At 70.7% G+C, this 23,470-nt stretch carries 31 protein-coding genes and 1 tRNA gene; 15 read left to right on the top strand and 17 right to left on the bottom strand.

The window, feature by feature from the left end:
* Positions 1–3: 3 nt before the first annotated feature.
* The 5 genes from KUG41_RS02595 to KUG41_RS02575 form a co-directional block, all read right to left on the bottom strand.
* Positions 4–714: a molybdopterin-dependent oxidoreductase gene (locus tag KUG41_RS02595; RefSeq protein ID WP_216900742.1), complete on the bottom strand. Its 711-nt coding sequence runs from the start codon at positions 712–714 to the stop codon at positions 4–6.
* Between the two features lie 34 nt (positions 715–748).
* Positions 749–1,369, bottom strand: a complete 621-nt coding sequence (locus KUG41_RS02590; protein ID WP_216900740.1) for a cytochrome b/b6 domain-containing protein — start codon at positions 1,367–1,369, stop codon at positions 749–751.
* 285 nt (positions 1,370–1,654) lie between these two features.
* Positions 1,655–2,839 (bottom strand): DUF389 domain-containing protein, encoded by a 1,185-nt coding sequence (locus KUG41_RS02585; protein WP_254216749.1) that lies wholly within the window; start codon positions 2,837–2,839, stop codon positions 1,655–1,657.
* 68 nt (positions 2,840–2,907) lie between these two features.
* On the bottom strand, positions 2,908–3,606 hold the full coding sequence (locus tag KUG41_RS02580) for an ion channel (protein WP_371734004.1): 699 nt from the start codon (positions 3,604–3,606) through the stop codon (positions 2,908–2,910).
* Between the two features lie 20 nt (positions 3,607–3,626).
* A complete protein-coding gene (locus KUG41_RS02575; RefSeq protein ID WP_216900738.1) occupies positions 3,627–3,947 on the bottom strand; it encodes a helix-turn-helix transcriptional regulator in 321 nt (106 codons plus the stop codon).
* A gap of 142 nt (positions 3,948–4,089) precedes the next feature.
* Here KUG41_RS02575 and KUG41_RS02570 point away from each other — a divergent pair, with 142 nt between their 5' ends.
* From KUG41_RS02570 to KUG41_RS02550, 5 genes are all read left to right on the top strand, one after another.
* Complete coding sequence (locus KUG41_RS02570; RefSeq protein ID WP_216900736.1) at positions 4,090–5,217, top strand: MBL fold metallo-hydrolase; 1,128 nt, start codon at positions 4,090–4,092, stop codon at positions 5,215–5,217.
* A gap of 74 nt (positions 5,218–5,291) precedes the next feature.
* Positions 5,292–5,825 (top strand): rhodanese-like domain-containing protein, encoded by a 534-nt coding sequence (locus KUG41_RS02565; RefSeq protein ID WP_216900734.1) that lies wholly within the window; start codon positions 5,292–5,294, stop codon positions 5,823–5,825.
* Complete coding sequence (locus KUG41_RS02560; RefSeq protein ID WP_371734000.1) at positions 5,822–6,682, top strand: sulfite exporter TauE/SafE family protein; 861 nt, start codon at positions 5,822–5,824, stop codon at positions 6,680–6,682. The genes KUG41_RS02565 and KUG41_RS02560 overlap by 4 nt, the downstream gene beginning before the upstream one ends.
* Positions 6,679–7,155, top strand: a complete 477-nt coding sequence (locus tag KUG41_RS02555) for a hypothetical protein (protein WP_216900732.1) — start codon at positions 6,679–6,681, stop codon at positions 7,153–7,155. Before KUG41_RS02560 ends, KUG41_RS02555 begins: the two co-directional genes overlap by 4 nt.
* Complete coding sequence (locus KUG41_RS02550) at positions 7,152–7,667, top strand: GNAT family N-acetyltransferase (RefSeq protein WP_216900730.1); 516 nt, start codon at positions 7,152–7,154, stop codon at positions 7,665–7,667. Before KUG41_RS02555 ends, KUG41_RS02550 begins: the two co-directional genes overlap by 4 nt.
* A 22-nt stretch (positions 7,668–7,689) precedes the next feature.
* On the opposite strand, the gene KUG41_RS02545 is transcribed toward KUG41_RS02550, so the two are convergent.
* The 5 genes from KUG41_RS02545 to KUG41_RS02525 all read right to left on the bottom strand — a co-directional run bounded on the left by KUG41_RS02545 (position 7,690) and on the right by KUG41_RS02525 (position 10,572).
* Positions 7,690–8,517, bottom strand: a complete 828-nt coding sequence (locus KUG41_RS02545) for an MOSC domain-containing protein (RefSeq protein ID WP_371733999.1) — start codon at positions 8,515–8,517, stop codon at positions 7,690–7,692.
* An 82-nt stretch (positions 8,518–8,599) separates the two neighbouring features.
* Positions 8,600–8,917, bottom strand: a complete 318-nt coding sequence (locus KUG41_RS02540) for a Nif11 family protein (protein ID WP_216900728.1) — start codon at positions 8,915–8,917, stop codon at positions 8,600–8,602.
* A 51-nt stretch (positions 8,918–8,968) separates the two neighbouring features.
* Entirely contained in the window at positions 8,969–9,691 is a 723-nt protein-coding gene (locus KUG41_RS02535; RefSeq protein ID WP_254216748.1) for an STAS/SEC14 domain-containing protein, read from the bottom strand.
* Between the two features lie 73 nt (positions 9,692–9,764).
* Positions 9,765–9,962 carry a hypothetical protein gene (locus KUG41_RS02530; protein ID WP_216900726.1) on the bottom strand — a complete coding sequence of 66 codons (198 nt, stop codon included), beginning with the start codon at positions 9,960–9,962 and terminating at the stop codon, positions 9,765–9,767.
* 40 nt (positions 9,963–10,002) lie between these two features.
* Entirely contained in the window at positions 10,003–10,572 is a 570-nt protein-coding gene (locus tag KUG41_RS02525; RefSeq protein ID WP_216900724.1) for a restriction endonuclease, read from the bottom strand.
* Positions 10,573–10,578: 6 nt separating this feature from the next.
* Between KUG41_RS02525 and KUG41_RS02520 the strand changes: the two genes are divergently transcribed.
* Complete coding sequence (locus KUG41_RS02520; protein WP_216900722.1) at positions 10,579–11,103, top strand: hypothetical protein; 525 nt, start codon at positions 10,579–10,581, stop codon at positions 11,101–11,103.
* A gap of 142 nt (positions 11,104–11,245) precedes the next feature.
* Here the strand turns inward: KUG41_RS02520 and KUG41_RS02515 are convergent, their stop codons facing one another.
* From KUG41_RS02515 to KUG41_RS02505, 3 genes are all read right to left on the bottom strand, one after another.
* Positions 11,246–11,665 (bottom strand): NUDIX domain-containing protein, encoded by a 420-nt coding sequence (locus KUG41_RS02515; protein WP_216900720.1) that lies wholly within the window; start codon positions 11,663–11,665, stop codon positions 11,246–11,248.
* Positions 11,662–11,856, bottom strand: coding sequence for a hypothetical protein (locus KUG41_RS02510; protein WP_216900718.1), 195 nt, complete (start codon positions 11,854–11,856; stop codon positions 11,662–11,664). The genes KUG41_RS02515 and KUG41_RS02510 overlap by 4 nt, the downstream gene beginning before the upstream one ends.
* 21 nt (positions 11,857–11,877) lie before the next feature.
* Positions 11,878–11,949, bottom strand: a tRNA-Val gene (locus KUG41_RS02505).
* Positions 11,950–12,022: 73 nt separating this feature from the next.
* Between KUG41_RS02505 and KUG41_RS02500 the strand changes: the two genes are divergently transcribed.
* Both KUG41_RS02500 and mazG read left to right on the top strand, forming a co-directional pair.
* Complete coding sequence (locus KUG41_RS02500) at positions 12,023–12,532, top strand: metal-binding protein (protein WP_216900717.1); 510 nt, start codon at positions 12,023–12,025, stop codon at positions 12,530–12,532.
* Positions 12,532–13,425 (top strand): nucleoside triphosphate pyrophosphohydrolase, encoded by an 894-nt coding sequence (gene mazG / locus KUG41_RS02495; protein WP_216900715.1) that lies wholly within the window; start codon positions 12,532–12,534, stop codon positions 13,423–13,425. The genes KUG41_RS02500 and mazG overlap by 1 nt, the downstream gene beginning before the upstream one ends.
* A 32-nt stretch (positions 13,426–13,457) precedes the next feature.
* On the opposite strand, the gene arfB is transcribed toward mazG, so the two are convergent.
* Positions 13,458–13,895, bottom strand: coding sequence for an alternative ribosome rescue aminoacyl-tRNA hydrolase ArfB (gene arfB, locus KUG41_RS02490; protein WP_216900713.1), 438 nt, complete (start codon positions 13,893–13,895; stop codon positions 13,458–13,460).
* Positions 13,892–14,629: a carbonic anhydrase gene (locus tag KUG41_RS02485; RefSeq protein ID WP_216900711.1), complete on the bottom strand. Its 738-nt coding sequence runs from the start codon at positions 14,627–14,629 to the stop codon at positions 13,892–13,894. Before KUG41_RS02485 ends, arfB begins: the two co-directional genes overlap by 4 nt.
* Before the next feature lie 66 nt (positions 14,630–14,695).
* Here KUG41_RS02485 and speE point away from each other — a divergent pair, with 66 nt between their 5' ends.
* On the top strand, positions 14,696–15,583 hold the full coding sequence (speE, locus tag KUG41_RS02480; protein WP_371734003.1) for a polyamine aminopropyltransferase: 888 nt from the start codon (positions 14,696–14,698) through the stop codon (positions 15,581–15,583).
* On the top strand, positions 15,580–16,449 hold the full coding sequence (speB, locus tag KUG41_RS02475; protein ID WP_216900707.1) for an agmatinase: 870 nt from the start codon (positions 15,580–15,582) through the stop codon (positions 16,447–16,449). Before speE ends, speB begins: the two co-directional genes overlap by 4 nt.
* On the opposite strand, the gene KUG41_RS02470 is transcribed toward speB, so the two are convergent.
* Both KUG41_RS02470 and KUG41_RS02465 read right to left on the bottom strand, forming a co-directional pair.
* Complete coding sequence (locus tag KUG41_RS02470; RefSeq protein WP_254216747.1) at positions 16,443–16,841, bottom strand: cyclic nucleotide-binding domain-containing protein; 399 nt, start codon at positions 16,839–16,841, stop codon at positions 16,443–16,445. The genes speB and KUG41_RS02470 overlap by 7 nt on opposite strands.
* 145 nt (positions 16,842–16,986) lie before the next feature.
* The gene (locus KUG41_RS02465; protein WP_216900705.1) at positions 16,987–17,226 is read right to left on the bottom strand and encodes a hypothetical protein; all 240 of its coding nucleotides are present in this window, start codon (positions 17,224–17,226) and stop codon (positions 16,987–16,989) included.
* A gap of 183 nt (positions 17,227–17,409) precedes the next feature.
* Between KUG41_RS02465 and gcvT the strand changes: the two genes are divergently transcribed.
* The 5 genes from gcvT (at position 17,410) to KUG41_RS02440 (ending at position 23,455) form a co-directional block, all read left to right on the top strand.
* Entirely contained in the window at positions 17,410–18,537 is a 1,128-nt protein-coding gene (gene gcvT / locus KUG41_RS02460) for a glycine cleavage system aminomethyltransferase GcvT (protein WP_216900702.1), read from the top strand.
* A gap of 49 nt (positions 18,538–18,586) precedes the next feature.
* Positions 18,587–20,407: an aspartate--tRNA ligase gene (gene aspS, locus KUG41_RS02455; protein WP_216900700.1), complete on the top strand. Its 1,821-nt coding sequence runs from the start codon at positions 18,587–18,589 to the stop codon at positions 20,405–20,407.
* 97 nt (positions 20,408–20,504) lie between these two features.
* A complete protein-coding gene (locus KUG41_RS02450; protein WP_216900698.1) occupies positions 20,505–20,999 on the top strand; it encodes a Dps family protein in 495 nt (164 codons plus the stop codon).
* A gap of 157 nt (positions 21,000–21,156) precedes the next feature.
* The gene (locus tag KUG41_RS02445; protein ID WP_216900697.1) at positions 21,157–22,836 is read left to right on the top strand and encodes a CTP synthase; all 1,680 of its coding nucleotides are present in this window, start codon (positions 21,157–21,159) and stop codon (positions 22,834–22,836) included.
* Positions 22,811–23,455, top strand: coding sequence for a 7-carboxy-7-deazaguanine synthase QueE (locus KUG41_RS02440; RefSeq protein WP_216900694.1), 645 nt, complete (start codon positions 22,811–22,813; stop codon positions 23,453–23,455). The genes KUG41_RS02445 and KUG41_RS02440 overlap by 26 nt, the downstream gene beginning before the upstream one ends.
* Positions 23,456–23,470: the final 15 nt, after the last annotated feature.

The following is a 23,470-nucleotide window of genomic DNA, read 5'->3' as shown; positions in this document are numbered from 1 at the left end:
GGCTCAGAGGCCGGCGAACCACTCATAGCCCCGGTCCTCCCAGGTGCCCAGCCGATCCCCCAGGCGGGCCGTCAGCTCGAGGCCGGTGACCCACTTGCTGAGCTTGTAGCCGAGCTTGATGGGGCTGGCGAGCCGCACAGGAGCGCCGTTGGCCACCGGCAGCGGCGCGCCGTTCATGTGGGTGGCCAGCAGGGTCTGGGGGTGGAGGGCGGAGACCAGATCCCAGGTTTCGAAGTACTGGTCGGCCGACCGGATCGCCAGGTAGGCCCCCAGGGGGGAGGGGTCGGCCAGGGCCAGCACGTCGGCGAGCCGCGGCCCCGACCAGGCCACGATCGCCGCCCAGCCCTCCACGCAGACGTGGCGCATGACGCACTCCCGCTGGGGCAGGGCCGCCAGGGCCGCCAGATCGAGATTCAGCGGCCGGCGCACCAGTCCCCTGACGGCGAGCCGGTAGGCGTCCGGGGCGATCCGGGGTGTGCCGTTGAAGCTGTTGACCAGCAGCGCTTCGGGCTGCACCTGGCGCCGGTCGAATTCCGGCACCGCTCCCCGGCCCTGGAGCAGGGCCTCGATCCGTTCGTTCAGGGGCTGGGTGGCCTCCCCCACCGCCTCACTGAGGCCGTTGAGGGCGCAGCCGCCGAGCAGCAGCGAGGACCCACCGCCCATCAGCAGGCCCAGGGCCTGGCGACGACCGAGCCCATCGGCAGGGGAGCTCATGGCTTCGGAGGCGGTGGGATCCTGCACTGTCCCCTCACACGAACATGGAGCGCAGCAGGCGCAGCCCGCCCACTCGCCAGGACAGAGCCACATGGGCCCCGAGCAGCAGGGCGATGGCGGGAATGGTGGCCAGATGGGAGATCCGCAGCACCTGCCAGCTGTCGTGCCCCGCACCTTCGGCGAAGGAGAACAGGGCCACCAGCCACCAGAACTGAGCTGGTTTGTACATCGCCAGGCCCGTGATCAGGCTGAAGGCCAGCACGATCAGCATCAGGGTGTAGGTGATCCGGTGGGCGGCCAGGCGCCGCTTCGGTGGATTGCCGCTGGCGCGCAGGGTGCCCACATCACCCACAGCGGCGAGGCGGCGATGGCGCCGGCGCAGCAGCAGGCCGATCCAGAGGCCGAGATTGGCGGCGTAGAGCCCCATGAAGCCGAAGTGCCAGTCGCGGCCGCCGGCCAGCCAGCCCCCCAGGGTGAACAGCTCCGGCACGGTGATCCCACCCCTCCCACCGAAGACAGGATTGGCGTTGTAGATCTGCAGCCCGCTGGCTCCCATCACCACCAGCACCACCAGATTGAAGGCATGGAAGGCCCGGGTCCAGAGAGGACCGTGGCGGACGGCTCCGGTGGGAGGGGCTGCGGAAGTGGTGAACATCGGAGAGCACGCCCGGATCCCTCGCCCACTCTGACGGGACTTCCCGGATGCCGCGGCCACCGTGACGGCGCGGGCCACTGGCGAGAATGGAGTTCTCATCAGCCTCGGAGGCCGGCGGGGTCGCCGTTCTCGGGGTGGTCCTGAACGCGGATCCGGGGTTCCTGCGCTTCCCGGTGCTCACCGGTTCGCTGCTGCCGGTGCTGCTGGCCCGGCAGCTCAGCCGGGGGGCGCGCAGTGCCGACGCCTGTCCGGTGCACTGGCTCCGAGGCGGGGAACGCTGGCGGCTCAGGGTCTGGCAGGTTCGTCCGTGGGGGCCGATGGCTTCCTGTCCGGGGCACCGAGAAGCTCGGGGTCGGGGAACATCTTCTTCGTGGGGTCCGTGCCGGGGATGGGCGCGGTCGGCGCCGGTGGGCGGTCCACAGGGCTCGGTTCCGGGGGCCTGGGCTGCACCAGCTGCTCGGTGGCCTCCGGCGGGTTGGGAGCGGTCTCCGGACCGATCACATCGATCGACATGCGCTGCACCAGCAGACGGAAGTTGATCGGCTGACGGCGGTTGATGAAGTTCTGCACCGCGGCCACCTGCTTGGGGGTGGGCAGGTTGGGCTTGCTCACCCGCACCGAGGCGGTGATCAGGGGGGGGTTCTGGCTCCAGTCGATGGAGGTGCCCATCAGCTCCGAGTCCTTGCCCAGGGTGATCGTGCGCTGGCGCAGGCTTTCGGTGATCGCCCGCTCCACCTGCTGCAGGGCCACTTCCCGCTGCGCCTTGGCCACCAGATTGAGGAAGCTGCCGGAGAGCGGAACCAGCAGCAGGGCCGTGAGCAGGAGGCTCATCAGTCCCAGCCGGCTGCTCCAGAGGCGGGTGCGCAGGCCGGGGGTGATCGCCGCCAGGGTGATCAGGCCGCCGCTGAGGATGCCCAGCAGGTTGGCGGCGAACAGCAGACCCGCGCCCCGGGCCGTGGACCAGTCGCGGGTGGCCAGCAGCAGGCCGAACACGCACACCGGCGGCACCAGGGCCACGGCGATGGCGGTGCCCGCCAGGGAGGAGACCGCCTTGCTGTGGACCTTGCCATAGATGGCGATCGCCCCTGCCACCAGGGCGATGGCGAGATCCAGCAGGTTCGGGGTGGTGCGGGAGAGCACCTCCGAGCCGTAGACGGGGAAGCCCACCACGAGGCCCAGCGTCCAGGAGAGCAGCACGGTGATGGCCACCCCCGCCGCCAGGGTGACCAGGGCCCGGCCCACCAGGGCGACCCGCCCCTGGAGAATCCCGAAGGCCGCCGCCCGCAGGGGCATGATCCAGGGAGCCACCAGCATGGCGCCGATGACGACGGCAGGGCTGTTGGCCAGCAGACCGAGGGAGGCGATCAGGCCCGCCCCCACGGTCAGGAACAGGTACACCTGATCGAGGCCGGCTTCCTGGTCGAGGTCCCTGGACAGCTCTTCGGCCATGGCCTCGGATCGCACGGTCATCGGTCCGCAAACCCGAGGGGAGCTGGAGGACTCCCACTCTGGACGCGATTCCCTCGGGGCCACAGGCCTCAGGTGGCCGGTGCCGAACCCGGCGGCGGGCAGGCCACGGCGAGGTTGAAGCGGGAGAAATCGATCCGGCGGCCGTCGCCGTGGTGCTTGACCAGGTCGACGAAGCAGCAGTCGAAGGCCAGCTGGGGCGAGGCGCAGGCGTGGCGGGCATGGACCGGCCGCTCCATGGTTTCGTCGATGCCGCGGAAGGCTACGAGCACTTCGGCGTTGGCCGCAGCCAGGTCTGCGGCGCCGAGGCCGTGCAGGGGACTGGCCGCGTCGATCACGTGCATGGCGGTCCAGGTGGGCAGGAACGTGGCGCCCTGCTCCCGCACCAGGGGCAGCCGGTGCAGACGACGCATCCAGAGCCCTTCAGCGCTGCGCTCGTCGATCGCCAGCACCGCCTGGAGCCGGGCCTCCAGGATCGTGTTGCGGCGCTCGCTGGCGATGCGGAACATCAGGGTGGGCACGCCGTTGCAGGTCTGTTCCGTGGCCACTTCCGAGAAGCGGATCCGGGCACTGCTGCGGGCGAAACGGGCGAAGGCCAGGCCGGTGGTCAGGGCAATGAAGATCAGGCCGAGAAAGGCCTCCACCGTGACCAGCAGATGCACGGTCAGGCTCGTGGGGTGGAGCACGCCGTAGCCGATCGAGGCGAGGGTCTGGACGCTGAAGAAAAAGGCCTCATCGAACCGGGCCCGGCCGGAAGCGGTGCCGCCGATGGCGACACACGACAGCAGCCTCAGGCGGCCTGAAGCTGGGCCAGCTGCTGCTGCAGCCGCTGCTTCATGCGGTTCTGAACCAGGGCGCAGAGCTCCTCCACCAGTTCGGCGTTGGCCCGGTAGATCAGGCGGACGCCATCGCGCTCACAGCTGACCAGCCCGGCCCGCTGCAGCTGGGAGAGCTGGCGGCTGATGTGGGACTGGCTGAAGCCGGTGGCTGCGATCAGCGAGGCCACATCGGTGGGGCCCTGGCGCAGATGGCAGAGCAACTGGAGCCGGGCCGGTTCGCTCAGCAGGCGGAAGAACTGGCTGAACTCCTCCAGCAGCTCGGGACTGGGCATCGATCCGGAACCGTCAGCACCCATCACAGCGGGATATGTGTCTAAAGCCATTATTGCAGGGGCCTCCCAGCCCTGGCGGGAAAGGATTTCAGCAGCCGCTTTTATGCGTGTATGGTCATAGCAGCCCACGCAGGTTGCTTCGATGGCTTCCGATCCCCCGTTCCCGCTCGCGGCCGCCGCCGGCGGCGCCCCTCTGCTGTTCCGTCAGCTCTTCGACGCCGAGACGGGCACCTTCACCTACCTGCTGGCCGACGTGGCCTCCGGCGAAGGGGTGCTGATCGATCCGGTGTACGAGCAGCACCCCCGCGATCTGTCCCTGGTGCGGGAACTGGGTATTGATCTGGTGGCCTGCCTCGACACCCACGCCCACGCCGACCACGTCACCGGCAGCTGGCGCATGCACAGGGCCACCGGCTGCGCCATCGGGCTGGCCGCCGCCGTCCGGGCCCAGAACGTGACCCTGCCCCTCACCCACGGCGACCGGGTCGGCTTCGGCAGCCGCCATCTGGAGGTGCGCGCCACCCCGGGCCACACCGACGGCTGCCTCACCTACGTGCTCGATGACCACGGCATGGCCTTCACAGGCGATGCCCTGCTGGTGCGGGGCTGCGGCCGCTGCGATTTCCAGCAGGGCAATGCCCATACCCTCTACCGCTCGATCACCGAGCAGATCCTCTCCCTGCCGGATCACTGCCTGCTCCACCCCGCCCATGACTACAACGGCCGCACCGTGAGTTCGGTCGCCGAAGAGAAGGCCTACAACGCCAGGCTCGGCGGCGGGGCGGACGAGCGGGACTTCGTGGGCTACATGGAGAACCTGCGTCTGCCCCACCCCCACCGGATCGCCGTGGCTCTGCCGGCCAACCTGCGCTGCGGCCGCCCCGTCGATAACGACCACGGTGAGGACGACGACTGGGGGCCCATCGAGCGCAGCTACGCCGGTCTGCCGGAGCTGGCGGCCGCCTGGGTGGCCGAGCACCGCGACCAGCTGACCCTGGTGGATGTGCGCTCCCCGGCCGAGGTGCTCGGGCCGGATGGCCGCATCCCCGGCAGCCTCGCCATTCCCCTGCCGGAGCTGGAGGCCCGGGCCGGCGAGATCCCCGCAGCCAAGCCCGTGGTGCTGCTCTGCCATTCCGGCAGCCGCTCGGCGCTGGCCACCCAGCAGCTGCAGAAGCGGGGGATGGCCCGGGTGGCCAACCTGCGCGGCGGCCTGCGGGCCTGGAAAACCCAGGGCCTGCCCCTGGAGCAGCCGCTGCCCGTGGAGGTCTGAGCCGAGCCAGCCCCGACCCGTCCCTGCACTCCTGCCCACCTCATCCCTGCTGCTTCGTCGCGCTCTCCACCACCATGACCCTCACCCAACCCTCCCCCCGGCGCTACGCCCCCCATGAGCTCACCACCCGCCACGCCCGGGGAGAGCTGACCGTGATCGACGTTCGCGAACCGATGGAATACGCCGGTGGCCACATCCCCGGCAGCCGCAACATCCCCCTCTCGCGCCTGGGCAGCACCGATCTGCCGGACGGGCCGCTGGTGCTGGTGTGCCAGAGCGGCAAACGCAGCCGCCGGGGCCTCAGCGATCTGCTGCGCCGCGGCCATGCCCACCCCCTGGCGGAGCTGGAGGGGGGCTTCGGCGCCTGGCAGGCGGCGGGTCTGCCCGTGGGGCGGCACGCGAGGGCGCCCCTGCCGCTGATGCGCCAGGTGCAGATCGCCGCCGGCGGCCTGGTGCTGCTGGGCGTGCTGCTCAGCCAGGTGGTGGCGCCGGGATGGATCTGGCTGAGCGGCCTGGTGGGCGCCGGCCTGATGTTCGCCGGGATCAGCGGCTTCTGCGGCATGGCCCGCCTGCTGGCGGTGATGCCCTGGAACCGGGTGTCGACGTGAGTGCGGAGACCCTTGTGGTCATGGGGGCCGGCGGAGCCCTGATCGGATTCCTGCTGGCGGTGCTCGGCGCCGGCGGTTCGATCCTGCTGCTGCCCCTGCTGATCTCCGGTGCGGGACTCTCCACCCGGGAGGCGGTGCCGCTGTCGCTCCTGGCCGTGACCCTGCTGGCGTTGGCCAATGCCCTGCCCTACGTGCGCCGCCGCCAGGTGGCGTTGCGCCCCGCCCTGGTCCTGGGCGTGCCGGCCCTGGGGGGCAGCTGGATCGGCGGCAGCCTGGTGAAGGCCGGGCTGGTCCCCGAAGCGGTGCAACTGGGGGTGTTCGCCGCCGCCGCCCTAGCGGCCTCCTGGCTGCTCACCCGTCGGCGCCATGGCCCATCGAGCACCGGCTCCGTCCACGCGCCCCGTCCCCACGGATCCCCCACAGCCCTGGCGGGGCAGGGGGTGCTGGTGGGCCTGCTGACCGGCGTGGCCGGGGTGGGCGGTGGCTTCGCGATTGTGCCCGCCCTGGTGCTGCTGGCCGGCCTGCCGATGCCCCTGGCCACCGGCACCAGCCTGGTGCTGATCGTCACCAACAGTCTGGTCGCCTTCCAGGCGCTGGGTCACTGGCCGGCCCAGGCCCTGCCGCTGCTGGTGCCGCTCCTGGCCGGTGGGCTGGTGGGAGCGATCGCCGGGCAGGGGCTGGCGTCCCACGTGTCGGACCGCCACCTGCGCCAGGGCTTCGCGGCCCTGCTCGTGGGCTCCGCCCTGCTCAGCGGCGCCGAAGCCTGGCATCGCCAGACCGCGACCCCCCGTGCGAACAACCACAGCCATCCCGTCAACACCTCCCTACAGGATCCCCACCCCATCCCCCACCCATGACCAACCTCTGCTTCCACTTCCGCCTGCACAGCCACCACGGCGGACCCGACCACGCCACGCAATCCCTCAGCGTCGACATTCGCAACGACGACAACGACCGTTGGCTGCCGCTGGAGCCCTCCCTGCAGACCCCCGGCTTCCGCCTCTACCTGCTCTCCCTGCTGCTCTGTCAGCACCACTACCTGGTGGCCAACGCCCTCGAGCGACACCTGCCCCTGAAGGCGGTGGACGGAGAACTCAGCGTGACCACCTCCTCCGGCTGGATGATCGAGTCGGTGAACGGCACCTTCCGGGTGTCCCTCGAGCCGGCCGCCGGCGAAGCGACGCCGGCCCTGGATCCCGATATCATCGCCTTCCTGGAGCGGCGCATGACGGTGTGTCCGGTGTCGCGGAATCTGCCGGCCAAGGTGACCAAGGCCATTGCGGTGGAGGCAGCCCTCCAGCCAGTCCTCGAGAACGCGGGCCTGGGATGAGTGGGGCTGTGGCGGCGATCCGGCCCTTCCGGGAGGCCGACTGGCCGGGGGTCTGGGCGGTGCTGGAACCGGTGTTCCGCGCCGGCGAGACCTTCCCCCACGACCCGGCGATCACGTCTGAAGAGGCTCACCGGGCCTGGATCGGCGCCGCCAGCGCCACCTTCGTGGCCGTCGACGCCGACGGCGCCCTTCTGGGCACCTACTACCTGCGGCCCAACCAACCGGCCCTCGGCGCCCATGTGGCCAATGCCGGCTATGTGGTGGCCGAAGCCGCCCGGGGCCGGGGCATGGCCCATGCGCTCTGCCGCCACTCCCAGCAGGAGGCGATCCGGCGGGGCTTCCGGGCCATGCAGTTCAACCTGGTGGTGAGCACAAACACCGCGGGGGTGGCCGCCTGGACCCGCAACGGCTTCCGCACCATCGGTCGGTTGCCGGGTGCCTTCCGCCACCCGCGGCTGGGGTTCGTGGATGCCCTGGTGATGTTCAAGCCCCTCGTGGCGGAGGGGGCCTGAGCGCTCCAGGGCTGAGGAGCGCTCAGGCCAGCAGGCGCACCGGATCGCCCACCGCCACCGGACCGGGGGTCACCACGCTCAGCCGGATGCCGGCCACCACCTTGTTGTGCCGGGCGGTGGCGCGCAGGATCTCCAGATCTTCCTCCAGCTCGCCCTGGGCCAGGGTGGTGACGACGCAGCGGGGACAACCGCCATCGACCCGCAGCACCAGCTGCGCGCCGATCTGGAGGCAGGCACCACTCCAGTCTTCCTCCACGAAGCCTTCCACCCCCTCGGGCGCGCTGATCAGCAGGTTGGGTCGGAAGCGCTCGACCGCGAAATCGAGCTGGGGTTCGAGCTGCCGCAGCCGCGCCAGGGTGGCGGTGGTCAGGGCATGGATGGGGCAGGCGTCGAAGAAGGTGCCCTCAGGCAGCTCGAGGGCGTTGGTCACGTCCTGGAAGGCGCGGCCTTCCACCGGCGGCCAGTACTGATCCAGGCTGGCCCCCTCCGGCGGCGTGTCCAGCAGGCTCACCCGACGACCGAAGAGCCCACTGAAGAAGGCACCGACATCGGCCTCCTCGCTGGAGAGCTCGGCGCCCTCCCCATCGCGGAGGGATCGGATCACGACGGGGGGCAGGGGGGCCGCCGCTTCGGGCTCGTCCCGATAGCGGGCGCCGTAGCCGAGCAGATCCTTCCAGAGGCGTGGATTCTTGGCACTGGCCACCCGGCCGCTGGCGTGGTCCCAGAGGGCATAGGCCCGATCCCCGCGGATGCCGCGGGCATCCACGTCCAGCCTGGCTGGAGATTCCCCCAGCATCGATTTGACCGGGTAGCGCCAGAGCGACTGCACCGTTCCCACCAGCTCCTGCACGTCCCTGCTCCCGCGGATGTGAAGTCACTCTGAAGGCCGGTGGGGACGCTTCCGGTAACAAGTCGTACGGTCCTCGGCCGTCTCAGCCCTGGTCCTGGGGCGTCAGTTCCCAGTGGTCGCCATGGCGGACCGCATCGGGGAGGCCATCCCCATCGAAGTCGATCCGATCGCCCTCCGCCGCTGGGGCCGGCCGGGGCTCACGGGCGGATGGGACCGCCACCTCCCGAGGCTGGCGGGACGGCACGGGGGCCCTGGCGAGTTCCGCCGCCGTGACGGCGAAGCCGGCGGCATGGGCGATGGAGACCGCCGCCGAGGCCACCGCGGGATCCTGGAGCAGCCGCTGCAGCCCGGAATCGGCCCGGACCCTGGCGAGGAAGACGACCCGGGGATCCAGGGACATGGAAAGGCAGCGGGAGCACCCATCCCTAGCATCGTGGAGTGAAGCGAGGCCTCACTGGTTGAGCCAGGTCTCCGCCAGGGCGAAATCCGCCGCAGGGAAGAAGCGGGCTTTGGCCGGGAGCAGACGGGACACCACCCGTTCCGCCAGCTTCTGCCAGGCCGCATCACCCACCACCGCCACCCGCCGCAGGGCATGGCGATGATCCCTGATCAGGGCCAGGTGCTGGCCCAGGGCACCCAGGCCGGCCCAGCCGTCGAACTGGCGCAGGTCCAGCAGCAGCCGCACTCCCTCGATCCCGGAGAACAGGGCATCGATCTCCTGCTCGGCCCTCTCGAAGGCGCTGGCTTCCAGGGAGCCGATCAGCCGCGCGGTCACCAGCGCGCCCTCCCGGGAGAGGTGGATGGTGCCGAGCGACTCGCCCAGCCAGCGGCGGGCGTCCTCCACCTCACTGTTGGCGAACAGGCGGCTGGGGCAGGGCAGGGCGACGGCGAACGCCTGCATGGCCAGTCGCAGCCAGGGCACCTCGGTGACGAGGGCCAGCCGTTCGAAGCCACTCCAGTGGCGCAGCGCCTCCTTGCTGTCCTCCCAGGCGGCCCCGAGTTCGTAGGCCTCGAAGTCCTCGCCCATGATCACCAGCAGCTTGAGCCTGTCGTGCTGCTCCAGGCCGTGCTCCAGGGCCGGTGTGAGCACGTTGGCGTAATCGGCGGCCGTGATCGTGCCGCGCATCCGAAAGCCCAGGGTGCCGTCGGGCAGGCCCTGCAGGGTGTCGATCATGGGCCCCAACCTCTTCTCGCTCAGTCTCAACCTTAGACAGACCCCGGATCAGCCCAGGGGAGACCCACCGTCCTCAGGGGCTGGCGAAGAAGCCGCGGGACTGGAGCCAGAGGCCCAGCACCACCAGCGGCAGCAGGAAGCCCGCCAGGAGCTGCAGACGGGGGCGCAGGCCGCTCCCCTCGGAAGGAACCTGAGAGGGTGCGGGCGTGCGCTGAGCGGCCTTCCCCGATCGCGGCGAACCCGGCCTCTGGCGACGCGTTCGCGAGGGCATGGAAAGTGGAGAGAAGGGACGGCCATTCTGATGGCCGGGCTCAGCCCTTCACCAGCGCCTGCTCGAGGGAGAGTCGATCACGCAGCTCCACGGGCAGATGGGTCCACTGCTGGGCGATCAGATCGGCCAGCTGGTCGCCGCTGACGAGGCTGATCCTGGCGAATCCCTCCTCCATGGCCGCGGCGGCGGCGGCGGGCTCGAAATCGGCCGTGGTGACATAGACACCATGACCTCCGAACGGAATGAGCTGGCGCAGCTGCCGCACCGCCTCGGCGCCGATCCGGGCGCCGAGATTGCCGCGGTGAAAGCGTGCATGCACCCGGATCCTGGCGGGCAGGGCCAGCCGGATCTCACCGCAGGCATCCACCACGTCCTGTCCGGGAGCCTGGTGCTCGCTCAGCTGGCAGTCCTCGAAACCGAGGGCCTCGAGGAGGTGGGCCACGAGTTGTTCGAACACGGGAAGCGGAAGCTGGAGCAACTCCTCCAGCACCACCCGGTGGGCCACCGTCCTGGTGACCGGCTGGGGGCGGGCCGGCGGCTCAGGGCGCTCGATGGCCCTGAGGAACTCCTCCTTGTGCTCGACCAGAAACACCGTGAGCAACGAGTGCATCCGGGTATGGGCAGGAACGTTCAGAAGGGTGCGGATGGAATTCCTGAACGAGGGGGAAAGGTCTTCCAGGCGGATCCCCTCGGCAGCCCAGGTCACGGGTCGACGGTGCCGCAGGGGGCATCCGTCCTCTCCGGTCGGGTCGTAATAGGGAGGCGCCTGGTCGACGAGGCCGTAGCGGAGGAATGCGGCGTCAGCCGTCGGGATGATCACATAGTCATCGGATTGAATCTCAAAAAGAAAACGATGAATCTCATTGACGTAATTGGAGAGGAGGATGGCACTCTGAACATCGGGAAAGTAACGCCGCACCAGGGTGAAGAGCTGCTCTCGGTTGCTGACCTTTCCGAGATCTTCGGCAATTTCACGCCAGCCGATGCCGACGTAACCACCCTTGAGGAAATTCTCTGCAAACATCCCACCGCCCGCGCGTACGCACCAGACGTTGGTCATTGGAGTGGCCCTGCGGGAAAGGTTGGCGACCAGCTCATCCGTGCGAGGCAGGAGAACTGGATGGACCCAAGTGCGCCATGATTGCGGCAGATGTGCGGCCAGCTTCCGACTGGAAACCTGTCGCCAGTGTCGCTGATCTTGTTGACAAACGCATCCACACGGACAACGAGGCGCAGGGGCCCAGGCTGAATTCCGCCAATCTTAAGGCAAAGCTCACCTTTTTCTAGCCCTTGACCTCCAGGCGGTGCACAGCCCGCTCCAGGGAGGGGGCCAGTCTCCGAAGTTCCTGCCGTCTGGGGCTCCAGACCTCGCCACTGCGCAGCTCATCGAGGCCGGCCAGCACCATGTCCTGTCCCTCGGTCTGCACCAGGTCCGCCAGGGACACCGTCAGCCTGCCGCGGAAGTAATGGGCGCGGAGCTGGGCATCCTGGTGCTCGAACCAGAACGGCAGCCCTTCCGCCTCCCAGCCGATCTCCTCCCGCAGCTCCCGTCGGATCGCCTGGTCGGGTGGTTCTCCCGGATCGAGATGGCCTCCGAACAGGCCCCAGAGCCCGGGATGGACGATGCCTGCGATGTCGTCGCGGAGCTGGAGCAGCCAGCGGCCCTCCCGCTCCAGCATGGCCAGGGCCACCGCGAAGGTCATGGTTGGGCGCAGTCCGCCACGGTTGAGCCCTTCTCGAACCTGCGGATTCTGCCCTGATCCGGTGCAGCCGGCATGGCGATGGCGAATCCAGGGTGATGAGCAGCATCCGGTTCGTCAACAACGTTCCCGCCCGGCTGTTCATGGCCGATTTCACCGGGCTCACCCAGCGCTTCCTCGGCCAGGAGAACCATGCGCTGCGCCTCAGCCGACCATGCCCGATGCCGGTTTCGAACCAGCGACATCCTGCTTGTAAGGCAGGCGCTCTACCGCTGAGCTAATCGGGCGCTGATCCATTTTGCCGGAAGGGCGCCCACGCCAGCGGCCCGGTATCTTCCGCTCAGCGTCCGTCCCCCGGCCATGGCCAGCGGCCGCCACCACGACCGCGCCACCCGGCTGCTGACCGTGCCCTTCGGGCTGCTCTGGTGGCCCGGGCTCGGACCCACGGGTGCCGTCGTGGCAGCCCTGGCCTTTCTGTTCGGTGGCCTCTGGCTGTCTCCCGATCTCGACACCCGCTCCAACGCCACCCGCCGCTGGGGGCCCCTGCGGCTGCTCTGGTGGCCCTACCGGCGGCTGCTCAGCCACCGGTCGCTGCTCTCCCACTGCCCCCTGCTGGGCACGGCCCTGCGGCTCCTGTGGCTGGCGGCTGTGGTGACCGCCATCGCCGCCGCCCTGCAGCCCCTGGGGGCCCCGGGCCCCGGGGAACTGCTGGAGCACAGCCGGGGGCTCTGGAACTCCCGAAGGCCCCTGCTGCTCGCGGCCCTGGTCGGCGTGGAGGCCAGCAGCTGGCTGCATCTGCTCCAGGACGGCGACCCGATCCCCCGGTTGCCGCGGCCCCTGCGCAGGCTCCTGCGTGACAGCCTGCGGTGATGGATCCCGACCTTTCCCCCGCCACCGATCCCTCCACCCTCGCCGCCCTGGCCGAGCTGGTGGCGATCGTGGCCCGCCTGCGGGATCCCGAGGCCGGCTGCCCCTGGGACCTGGCCCAGACCCACGCCTCCCTGATTCCCTACGTGCTGGAGGAGGCCCATGAGGTGGCCGATGCCATCCGCCGGGACGACGCCTCCCACCTGGAGGAGGAGCTTGGCGATCTGCTGCTGCAGGTGGTGCTCCACGCCCGCATCGCCGGCGAGCGAGGCGCCTTTGATCTGGCCGGCGTCGCCCGGGCCATCGGCGCCAAGCTGGTGCGCCGCCATCCCCATGTGTTCGATCCGGCGGCGGAGCGGGCCGCCGACCCCGAGGCCGTGCGCCGCAGCTGGGAGGCGATCAAGGCCGCCGAGCGGGCCGAAGCCCAGGCGGCCGCAGACCCCGCCGGCGTCAGCCAACCACCCTCCCCCAGCCCCCTGAGTGATCAGCTGGCGAGCAAGGTGCGCGGTCAGCCGGCCCTGGCCGGCGCCATGACCATCTCCCTCAAAGCCGCCGCCGCAGGCTTCGAGTGGGAGTCAATGGAGGGGGTATGGGCGAAGGTGCAGGAGGAGATGGAGGAACTGCGGCAGGCGGTGGCCAGCGGCGATCGGGCCCATGCCCAGGCGGAACTGGGCGATGTGCTCTTCACCCTGGTGAACGTGGCCCGCTGGTGCGGCCTCGATCCCGAGGAGGGTCTGGCCGGCACCAACCGCCGCTTCCTCGACCGTTTCTCCCGCGTGGAAGCCGCCCTGGGCGGTGATCTGGGCGGCCGTGGCATCGCTGAGCTGGAAGGCCACTGGCAGGCGGCCAAGGCCATGATCCGCGCCGAGCAGGGTGAACCGGGTCCCGCCAGCTGAGCCCACCGTTCCCGGGGGCCGGTGGGGAGTCTTCAGCCCTCCTCCGGAGCGGCCCCCTGGCGGCGGCCGCTCTTGATCGACCCCCGCTGCCGCTTGGCCTTCAGCCGCCGCTCCACCGAGCCCCGGGTGGGCCGGGTGCGGCGCCGGGGCGGCGCCGGCGGCGCCAGGGCCTCCCGCAGCAGGGCCACCAGCCGCCGCTGGGCCGCCTGACGGTTCTGCCACTGGGAGCGGTGCTCGGCGGCCACGATCACCAGGCCGGCGGGGGTGAGCCGGGCGGCCAGCCGCCGCAGGGCCCGCTCCCGAAGCGACGGCGGCAGGGCCGCGCTGGCGGCCAGGTCGAACACCAGCTCCACCCGGGAATCGGTCGTGTTGACCCCCTGGCCGCCGGGCCCCGAGCCCCGCGAGAAGCGCCAGCCCAGCTCGGCCGCCGGGATCACCAGACCGTCACCCAGGGGCAGATCACCGCTCACACCAGGCTCACTTCGCCGCTGCCGATGTCGAAGTAGGCGGCCTGGATCTGCAGCCGCCCGTCCGCCACCGCATCGCGCAGCAGGCCACTGCAGCGAGGCAGGTCGGCGGCGGCGGCGGCGGCGTTGGTGCGCACCGCCTGGGCCAGATCGGCACCGGGCTGGAGTGTGGCCCGGATCGGCGCCACCAGGTCTTCGAGCAGGGGCGTGAGCGGCTCTGTGGCCATGGCGGCGGTCACCGCGCCGCAGCCGCTGTGGCCCATCACCAGGATCAGGGGCACCGCCAGTTCCGCCACGGCGAACTCCAGCGAGGCGATGCCCTCGGCGAAGGCCGTGTTGCCGGCGCTGCGCACCTCGAACAGTTCGCCGGAGCCGCAGGCGAAGATCCACTCCGGTGCCACCCGCGAATCGGCGCAGCAGAGCACCGAGGCCCAGGGCCGCTGGCCGGCGGCCAGGGCATCGGGACGCACCTGGCAGTGGAGCGGCCAGGTGTCGTGCAGCAGGGTGGCCCGGTCGACGGGATCCTCGCTGCGCTCCGCCGCCTGCCAGACCCGGCAGAAGTCCCGGTTGCGGCGCAGCAGCTCCTGCAGGGGGTCACCGCTGGGGCGGCACACCGACAGCCGCTCCGCCAGATCGCCCTCGGCCGCCGCCGCTGCGCGGGGAGCCAGGGATTCGAGCACCAGGCCACCGGCCCCCAGGGCGGCAAACCGCAGCAACTGGCGACGGGAAGGTGCCATGGCTCCGTGACAAGGGGTGCTGCTGAAGGTTTAGCTGGAAAGCCACGAGCCAACCGCATGGGTCCTCTGCAGCCACCTGCCGCCCCCCGCTCCGGCGACGCCTGGGTGGACGAGGAGCTCGACGGCGTGCGCTACGGCCTGGCGGCCACCGTGGTGGAGGAGCGCATCAGCCCCTACCAACGCATCACGATCATCGACAGCCCGGCCTACGGCAAGGGTCTGCTGCTCGACGGTTGCTGGATGACGGCGGAACGCCAGGAACGGCACTACCACGAACCCCTGGTCCATCCGGCCCTCTGCGCTGCCGCTTCGATCGAGCGGGTGCTGGTGATCGGCGGCGGCGACGGCGGCACCGCCCGGGAGTGTCTGCGCCATGCCGGCGTCGTCCATCTGGACATGGTGGAGATCGATGGGCTGGTGGTGGAGCTGGCCCGCCGCCACCTGCCCTCCCTCGGCGGCGGCGCCTGGAGCGACCCCCGCTTCCACCTCACCGTGGGCGACGGCATCGGCTGGGCGGCCTCGTCCGCCGATGCCAGCTACGACGTGGTGCTGGTGGACGGCTCCGACCCGGCCGGACCGGCCGAGGGCCTGTTCAACCGCAGCTTCTTCCAGCACTGCCGCCGCCTGCTGCGGCCCGGCGGCGTGTTCGCCACCCAGAGCGAATCCCCCGAGGCCTTCCGCCAGGTGCACATCGACACCGTGCGACTGCTGCGCGAGGTGTTCGGCCATGCCGATCCCCTCTACGGCTGGGTGCCCATGTACCCCAGCGGCTGGTGGAGCTGGACCTTCGCCTGCCCCGACGGCCCCCGCTACCGGGAGCCCCTGGCCGAACGGGCCGCGGCGGTGGCCGGCGGCTGCGCCATCTGGTCGCCCCGCTGGCAGCGGGGCGCCTTCGAGGCGGTGCCCGCCTTCGTGGAGCGGGCGCTGGCGGCGACCGATGGGGACCAGCCATGAACAGCGACCTGTTCGACACCGAAGGCGCGATCTTCATGGGCGCCCGACGCGAGCCTCGGGGCTGCGCGGTGGGCCTGTTCGGCGTTCCCTACGACGGCACCACCTCCTTCCGTCCCGGCACCCGCTTCGGACCGGCGGCGATCCGGGAGGTGAGCAACGGCCTGGAGAGCTACGACCCCCAGCTCGACCTGGACCTGGAGGAGCTGGCCATCGCCGACCTGGGCGCCGTGGCGATCCCCTTCGGTGCCCCCGAGCCGGTGGTGGCGGCGGTGCGCCGGGCCACCGAGACCGTGCTGGCCCAGGGCCTGGCGCCCCTGATGCTGGGCGGGGAGCACTCGATCAGCAGCGGAGCGGTGGCGGCGGTGGCCGAGCAACACCCCGATCTGGCCCTGGTGCAGCTGGACGCCCACGCCGACCTGCGCCAGAGCTGGCTCGGGGCCCATCACAGCCACGCCTGTGCCATGCGCCGCTGCCTGGAGGTGCTGCCCAGCGGCACGCTTCGCCAGATCGCCATCCGCAGCGGCACCCGCGAGGAGTTCCGGGAACTGCGCTCCAGCGGCCGGCTGGTGCCGATCGAGGCCATGGCCCAGGCCCTGCGGCCCCTGCGGGGCAGGCCCATCTACCTCACCGTGGACCTCGACTGGTTTGATCCGGCCGTCCTGCCAGGCACGGGCACCCCCGAGCCCGGCGGCTTCCACTGGCCCGACTTCGCCGTTCTGGTGGAGGAGCTGCGCCACCACCATCTGGTGGCCGCCGATGTGGTGGAACTGGCCCCCCAGCTCGACCCCAGCGGCGTCAGCGCCGTGCTCGCCGCCAAGGTGACCCGCAGCCTGCTCCTGCTGCTCGGCCGAGGGCCCGCTCAGTAGCAGCAGGTGCCGCTGGCGCGCTGCTCCCGCAGGCGATCGTGCTGCTGGCCGATCAGCTGCACCGCGAGGGTTGGGTGGTTGTGGAGCAGGTTCAGGAAGCGCAGCCGATCCAGCCGCAGCACCTCCACCGGTGTGCGCGCGAAGGCATCGCTGCGGTGACTCAGTTCCCGCCAGGTGATGTCCTGGTAGCTGAACAGCTCGCCGGGGCGGTAACAGGTTTTTTCGCCCTGCTCACCCACCAGTTCGACAATGCCGCGACGCACCGCGTAGATGGCATCGGCGGCCGCTCCGCGGGAGAAGACGTGGGCACCGGTGGGCAGGGTGAAGGTTTCACAATCCACATGGACCGCCATCAGCTCGATGGGGGATGGGGATGCGGTGGTTCTGTTCAATTCAGGACACCTCCTGGTGCAGGGTGGACAACATGGTGCCTTCCTACAGCCGATCCCCCGGGGGTGCGAGGGGGCCGGGCGGGGAAATGACTGAGGAGCTTCGAATCGGCATCAACCGTAACGAATTTCCTCTTTTCTTCGGATTTCAGGCGAGGCCGGTGGCCAGGCTGAGCTGCTGGTTGCCCGCCGGCAGCCGGCCGGGCCGTTGCAGCCCCTCGGGGGTCACCACCGGAAGCCGCGGCGGACGGGCCGTCCAGTGATGGCACCAGAGATCCGCCACCAGCTCGGGATGGATGGGCAGCTGGCGGAGCTGGCACCAGCCCATCTCCACCCCGGCGGGAGGGGTGCAGTGGCGGCAGCTGCGGCAGTGGGGACGGTTGCCCATCCGGTCGACCCATTGGGCTGCTCAAGGTAGGCAGTTCTTCGCCCCTACACCAGTGGTGGAACCCGAATCACAGGCTTTCTTCGGGATTGCTGACGCGGTCGCCGCCCAGCAGCCTGCCCACCGGCACTCCATAGGATCGCGCCACCGTCAACCGGTGTCCCCTGGCCGGCCGGCAGTCTCCCTATGGATTCCTCTCCCCTGCGCCGCACCCCCCTGGCCGCCGCCGCCGTCGCCGCCGGCGCCCGCATGGTGCCCTTCGCCGGCTGGGAGATGGCCATCCAGTTCTCCGGCCTGGTGCAGGAGCACAACGCCGTGCGCCAGCACTGCGGCGTCTTCGACATCTCCCACATGGGGGTACTCAGCCTCCGGGGCGACGGCGCCAAGGACGCCCTGCAGCGGCTGGTGCCCACCGACCTGTTCCGCATCGGCCCCGGCGAGGCCTGCTACACGGTGCTGCTCAACGAAGCCGGCGGCATTCGTGACGACCTGATCGTCTACGACCGGGGCCGGGTGGCCGGGGGGGAAGGTCCGGAGAACGACAGCACTGACGAGCTGGTGCTGGTGATCAACGCCGCCTGCGCCGAGGCGGACACCGCCTGGATCACCGCCCAGCTGGCCCCCGAGGGGATCCGCATCAGCGACCGCAAGGGCGACGGGGTGCTGCTGGCCCTGCAGGGGCCGGAAGCCGCCGCCCGGCTCGAGGCCCTCAGCGGCGCCGATCTGGGCGGCCTGCCCCGTTTCGGCCACCGGGAACTGACCATCGACGGGGCGCCGGTGTTCGTGGGCCGCACCGGCTACACCGGTGAGGACGGCTTCGAGCTGCTGTTGGGCCGTGAGGCGGGCCTGGCCCTGTGGGAGCGGCTGCTGGCCGGCGGCGTCACCCCCTGCGGCCTCGGCGCCCGCGACACCCTGCGGCTGGAGGCGGCCATGCACCTCTACGGCAACGAGATGGATGCGACCACCACCCCCCTGGAGGCGGGCCTGGGCTGGCTGGTGCACCTGGAGATGCCGGCCGACTTCATCGGCCGCGCCGCCCTGGAACGGCAGACCGCCGCAGGGGTGAGCCGGAAGCTGGTGGGGCTGAAGCTGCAGGGCCGGGCCATCGCCCGCCACGGCTACCCGGTGCTGCAGGACGGACAGCCGGTGGGTGTGGTCACCAGCGGCACCTGGTCGCCGACCCTGGGGGAGGCGGTGGCGCTGGCCTATGTCCCGGCGGCGGCGGCGAAGCCCGGCACCGAACTGGCCGTCGAGATCCGCGGCAGGGCCGAGCCGGCGCTGGTGGTGAAGCGGCCCTTCTACCGGCGCGGCTGAGGGCGGCCCGCTCCACGTGGGAAACTCGCCCATTGATGTGTCCTTCTCCATGCGCAGCCACGGGTGCGGCGATCTGCGCAACGACGCCATCGGTACGGGCGTCCAGCTGTGCGGCTGGGTCGATCGGCGCCGCGACCATGGCGGGGTGATCTTCATCGACCTGCGGGACCGCAGCGGCACCGTGCAGATCACGGTGGACCCGGATCTGGCCCCCGCCGCCTTCGCCGTGGCCGAGCGGCTGCGCAACGAGACCGTGCTGCAGGTGGAGGGAAAGGTGCGGGCCCGTCCCGAGGAATCCCGCAACGAGCGGCTGGCCACCGGGGCGATCGAGGTGCTGGCCGCCGGCATCACGGTGCTCAATGAGGTGCGCGGCAACCTGCCCTTTCCGGTGTCGGTTCACGACGAGGAGAACACCCGCGAGGAGCTGCGCCTGCGCCACCGCTACCTCGATCTGCGCCGCGAGCGCATGGCCCGCAACCTGCGCCTGCGCCACGCCACCGTGCGAGCCGCCCGGGGCCACCTGGAAGCCGAGGGCTTCATCGAGGTGGAAACCCCCGTGCTCACCCGCTCCACCCCCGAGGGCGCCCGCGACTATCTGGTGCCCTCGCGGGTCTGCGGAGGCGAGTGGTTCGCCCTGCCCCAGTCGCCCCAGCTGTTCAAGCAGCTGCTGATGGTGGGCGGCATCGAGCGCTATTACCAGCTGGCCCGCTGCTTCCGCGACGAGGACCTGCGGGCCGACCGCCAGCCGGAGTTCACCCAGCTGGACATGGAGATGAGCTTCATGGACCAGGAGCAGATCCTGGCGCTCAACGAGGGCCTGATCGCCGCCATCTGGCAGCAGGTGAAGGGGATCGAGCTGCCGCGGCCCTTCCCCCGGCTCACCTGGCACGAGGCCATGGCCCGCTATGGCACCGACCGGCCCGACACCCGCTACGGCATGGAGCTCACCGACGTCTCGGACATCGTCCGGGACATGGGCTTCAAGGTGTTCTCCGGCGCCGTGGCGGCCGGCGGGTCGGTGAAGTGCATCGCCGTGACGGGGGGCAACGAGGCCGTCAGCAACGTGCGGATCAAGCCCGGCGGCGATGTGTTCCGGGAGGCCCAGGCGGCCGGCGCCGGCGGCCTGGCCTTCATCCGGGTGCGGGCCGGCGGTGAGATCGACAGCATCGGCGCCATCAAGGACAACCTCGACGCCGACAAGAGAGCGGAGCTGCTGGAACGCACCGGCGCCGCCGAGGGCACGCTGCTGCTGTTCGGTGCCGGCGACACGGCCACGGTCAACAAGGCCCTCGACCGGGTGCGCCAGTACCTGGCCCGGGAGCTGGGCCTGGTGCCGGCCGACCGGGACAACGACCGCTGGAACTTCCTCTGGGTGGTCGACTTCCCGATGTTCGAGGTCAACGCAGGCGAGAACCGGCTGGAGGCCCTGCACCACCCCTTCTGCGCCCCCAACCCCGACGACCTGGGCAGCGACCCGGCCGCCTGGGCCGAGCGGCTGCCCACGGCCCGCGCCCAGGCCTACGACCTGGTGCTCAACGGCCTGGAGCTGGGCGGCGGCTCCCTGCGCATCCACGATTCGGCCCTGCAGCGCCAGGTGCTGCAGACCATCGGCCTGCCCCTGGAGGAGGCCGAGCGCCAGTTCGGCTTCCTGATGGAGGCCCTCGACATGGGCGCCCCGCCCCACGGCGGCATCGCCTTCGGCATGGACCGGCTGGTGATGCTGCTGGCCGGGGAGGAGTCGATCCGCGACACCATCGCCTTCCCGAAAACCCAGCAGGCCAGGTGTCTGCTCACCCAGGCCCCCGCCGACGTCACCGACGCCCAGCTGGCGGAGCTGCACGTGGCCAGCACCTGGAGCGAGGAGAACTGAGCCACAAGCCGCTCGGCATGTCATGGCACAGGGATGGCGCCGGCGAAGCGGCCCAGGCCCTCGGCGGGTTAAAACGGAGTTAGTCCGCATTAACTTCATGGCCAGCAAAGCCCCCACGCCCCCTGCCATCGACATCGGCATCCCGGAGGCCCAGCGAAAACAGATCGCAGAGGGCCTCGGACGGGTGCTCGCCGACAGCACCGTGCTCTATGCCAAGACCCACGGCTTCCACTGGAACGTCACCGGGCCGATGTTCAACACCCTGCACCTGATGTTCATGGAGCAGTACACCGAGCTCTGGACCGCCCTCGACGAGATCGCCGAGCGGATCCGGGCCCTGGGCTTGCCCGCCCCCTACGGCGGCTCCACCTACTCCGGCCTGTCCTCCGTTCCCGAGTCGAAGGGGGTTCCCGCCGCCATGGACATGGTGCGGGAGCTGGTGGTCGGCCACGAGACGGTGGCCCGCACGATCCGCGACGTGTTCACCACGGCGGACGAGGCCAACGACCAGCCCACCGCCGATCTGCTCACCCAGCGGCTCCAGATCCACGAGAAGACGGCCTGGATGCTCCGGAGCCTCCTGGAGGGGTGAGCGTCAGCGGTGCCGCCTGCGCCGGCCCACGCTCGCTGGCGCGAGCAACGGCAGGCTCCGGTGGCGCCGCAGACGCCCCCCTGGAGCGTGAGAGAGCAGAGGGGCGGCCTGGGGGTCTGGAAAGGGTCGGTAGATTGGGTGATCAGCGCAGCGCCCGATGTCCGCACCGTCCGCCCCGCGGGGCCATGCCGCGAAGTTCGTCTTCGTCACCGGCGGGGTGGTCTCCAGCATCGGCAAGGGCATCGTGGCCGCCAGCCTGGGGCGGCTGCTCAAGTCACGCGGGTACAGCGTCTCGATCCTGAAGCTCGATCCGTACCTCAACGTGGATCCGGGCACGATGAGCCCTTACCAGCATGGGGAGGTGTTCGTCACCGAGGACGGCGCCGAGACCGATCTCGACCTGGGCCACTACGAACGCTTCACCGACACGGCGATGTCGCGCCTCAACAGCGTGACCACCGGCTCCATCTACCAGTCGGTGATCAACAAGGAGCGCCGCGGCGACTACAACGGGGGCACCGTCCAGGTGATTCCCCACATCACCGGCGAGATCCGCGAGCGGATCCACCGGGTGGCCGCCAACAGCGGCGCCGATGTGGTGATCACCGAGATCGGCGGCACCGTCGGCGACATCGAATCGCTGCCGTTCCTGGAGGCCATCCGTGAATTCCGGGGCGACGTGGGCCGCCAGGACCTGGCCTATGTGCACGTCACCCTGCTGCCCTACATCGGCACCTCCGGCGAACTCAAGACCAAGCCCACCCAGCACTCGGTCAAGGAGCTGCGCTCGATCGGCATCCAGCCCGATGTGCTCGTCTGCCGCAGCGACCGGCCCATCAGCACCGACCTCAAGGCCAAGATCGGTGGCTTCTGCGGCGTGCCGGCCGGTGCCGTCATCCAGGCCCTCGATGCCGACAGCATTTACGCGGTGCCCCTGGCGATGGAGACCGAAGGCCTGTGCCGCCAGGTGCTCGACGTGCTCTCCCTGGTGGACCACGACAGCGACATGGAAGGCTGGGCGGAACTGGTCAACAAGCTGCGCCACCCGGGGCCTGCCGTGAAGGTGGCCCTGGTGGGCAAGTACGTGCAGCTCAACGACGCTTACCTCTCGGTGGTGGAAGCCCTGCGCCATGCCTGCCTGGAGCGGGATGCGTCCCTCGATCTGCACTGGGTCTGCGCCGAGCAGATCGAGAGTCGCGGTGCTGACGTCCTGCTGCGGGGCATGGATGCGGTGGTGGTGCCCGGCGGCTTCGGCAACCGCGGCGTCGACGGCAAGGTGGCGGCGATCCGCTGGGCCCGGGAGCAGCGGGTACCCTTCCTGGGGCTCTGCCTGGGCATGCAGTGCGCCGTGATCGAGTGGGCCCGCAACCAGGCGGGCCTGGAGGGGGCCACCAGCGCCGAGCTGGACGGCGCCACGCCCCATCCGGTGATCCACCTGCTGCCGGAGCAGCAGGACGTGGTGGATCTGGGCGGCACCATGCGGCTCGGCGTCTACCCCTGCCGGCTCACGGCGGGCACCATGGCCCAGCGGCTCTACGGCCAGGAGGTCGTCTACGAGCGCCACCGGCACCGCTACGAGTTCAACAACGCCTACCGCTCCCTGTTCCTGGAATCGGGCTACGAGATCAGCGGCACGTCCCCCGACGGCCGCCTGGTGGAACTGATCGAGCTTCGCGACCACCCCTTCTTCACCGCCTGCCAGTACCACCCGGAATTCCTCTCCCGGCCCGGCAAGCCCCATCCCCTGTTCCGCGGCCTGATCGAGGCCGCCCAGCAGCGGCTGCCCCGCTCGCCGACCGAAGCCCTCGAGCATGTCGCCAACCGCAGCTACGGCTGAAGATCCGGCGGTCGTCGAAACCTTCCACTCCCTGCAGGGAGAGGGCATCCATGCCGGCCGCAGCGCCTTCTTCCTCCGCCTGGCGGGCTGCGACGTGGGCTGCCCCTGGTGCGACACCAAGCACTCCTGGCCGGAAGCGGCCCATCCCCGCCGCCCCCTGGCCGATCTGGCCGCCGAGGCCCGGGCCGCTGCGGCCGCCGGCGCCGCTTTCGTGGTGATCACCGGGGGCGAGCCCCTGCAGCAACCCCTTGACGCCCTCTGCGCAGCCCTGGGGGCCGTGGGCCTGCCCCTGCACCTGGAGACCAGCGGCGTGGGGCGCCTCAGCGGTGGTTTCGACTGGATCACCCTCTCCCCCAAGCCCCATCGCCTTCCTGCGACGGAGCTGCTGGCCTGCTGCGACGAACTCAAGGTGGTGGTGACTGGACCGGAAGACCTGGCCTTCGCCGAAGCCATGGCCGCCGCCGCCGGACGGCGGGCGCCGGGCCGAGCGGGCCCCCAGCTGCTGCTCCAGCCCGCCTGGGACCAACCAGCCGCCCGGGAACTCACCGTGGCCTATGTGCGCAGCCACCCAGCCTGGCGCCTCAGCCTGCAGAGCCACAAGTGGCTGGGGGTGCGCTGAGCCCCGGCCTCTGGC

The sequence above is a fragment of the Synechococcus sp. CCY 9618 genome, assembly GCF_019038415.1.
GTDB lineage: Bacteria > Cyanobacteriota > Cyanobacteriia > PCC-6307 > Cyanobiaceae > Cyanobium.
This window is presented reverse-complemented; position numbering and strand designations above follow the sequence as displayed.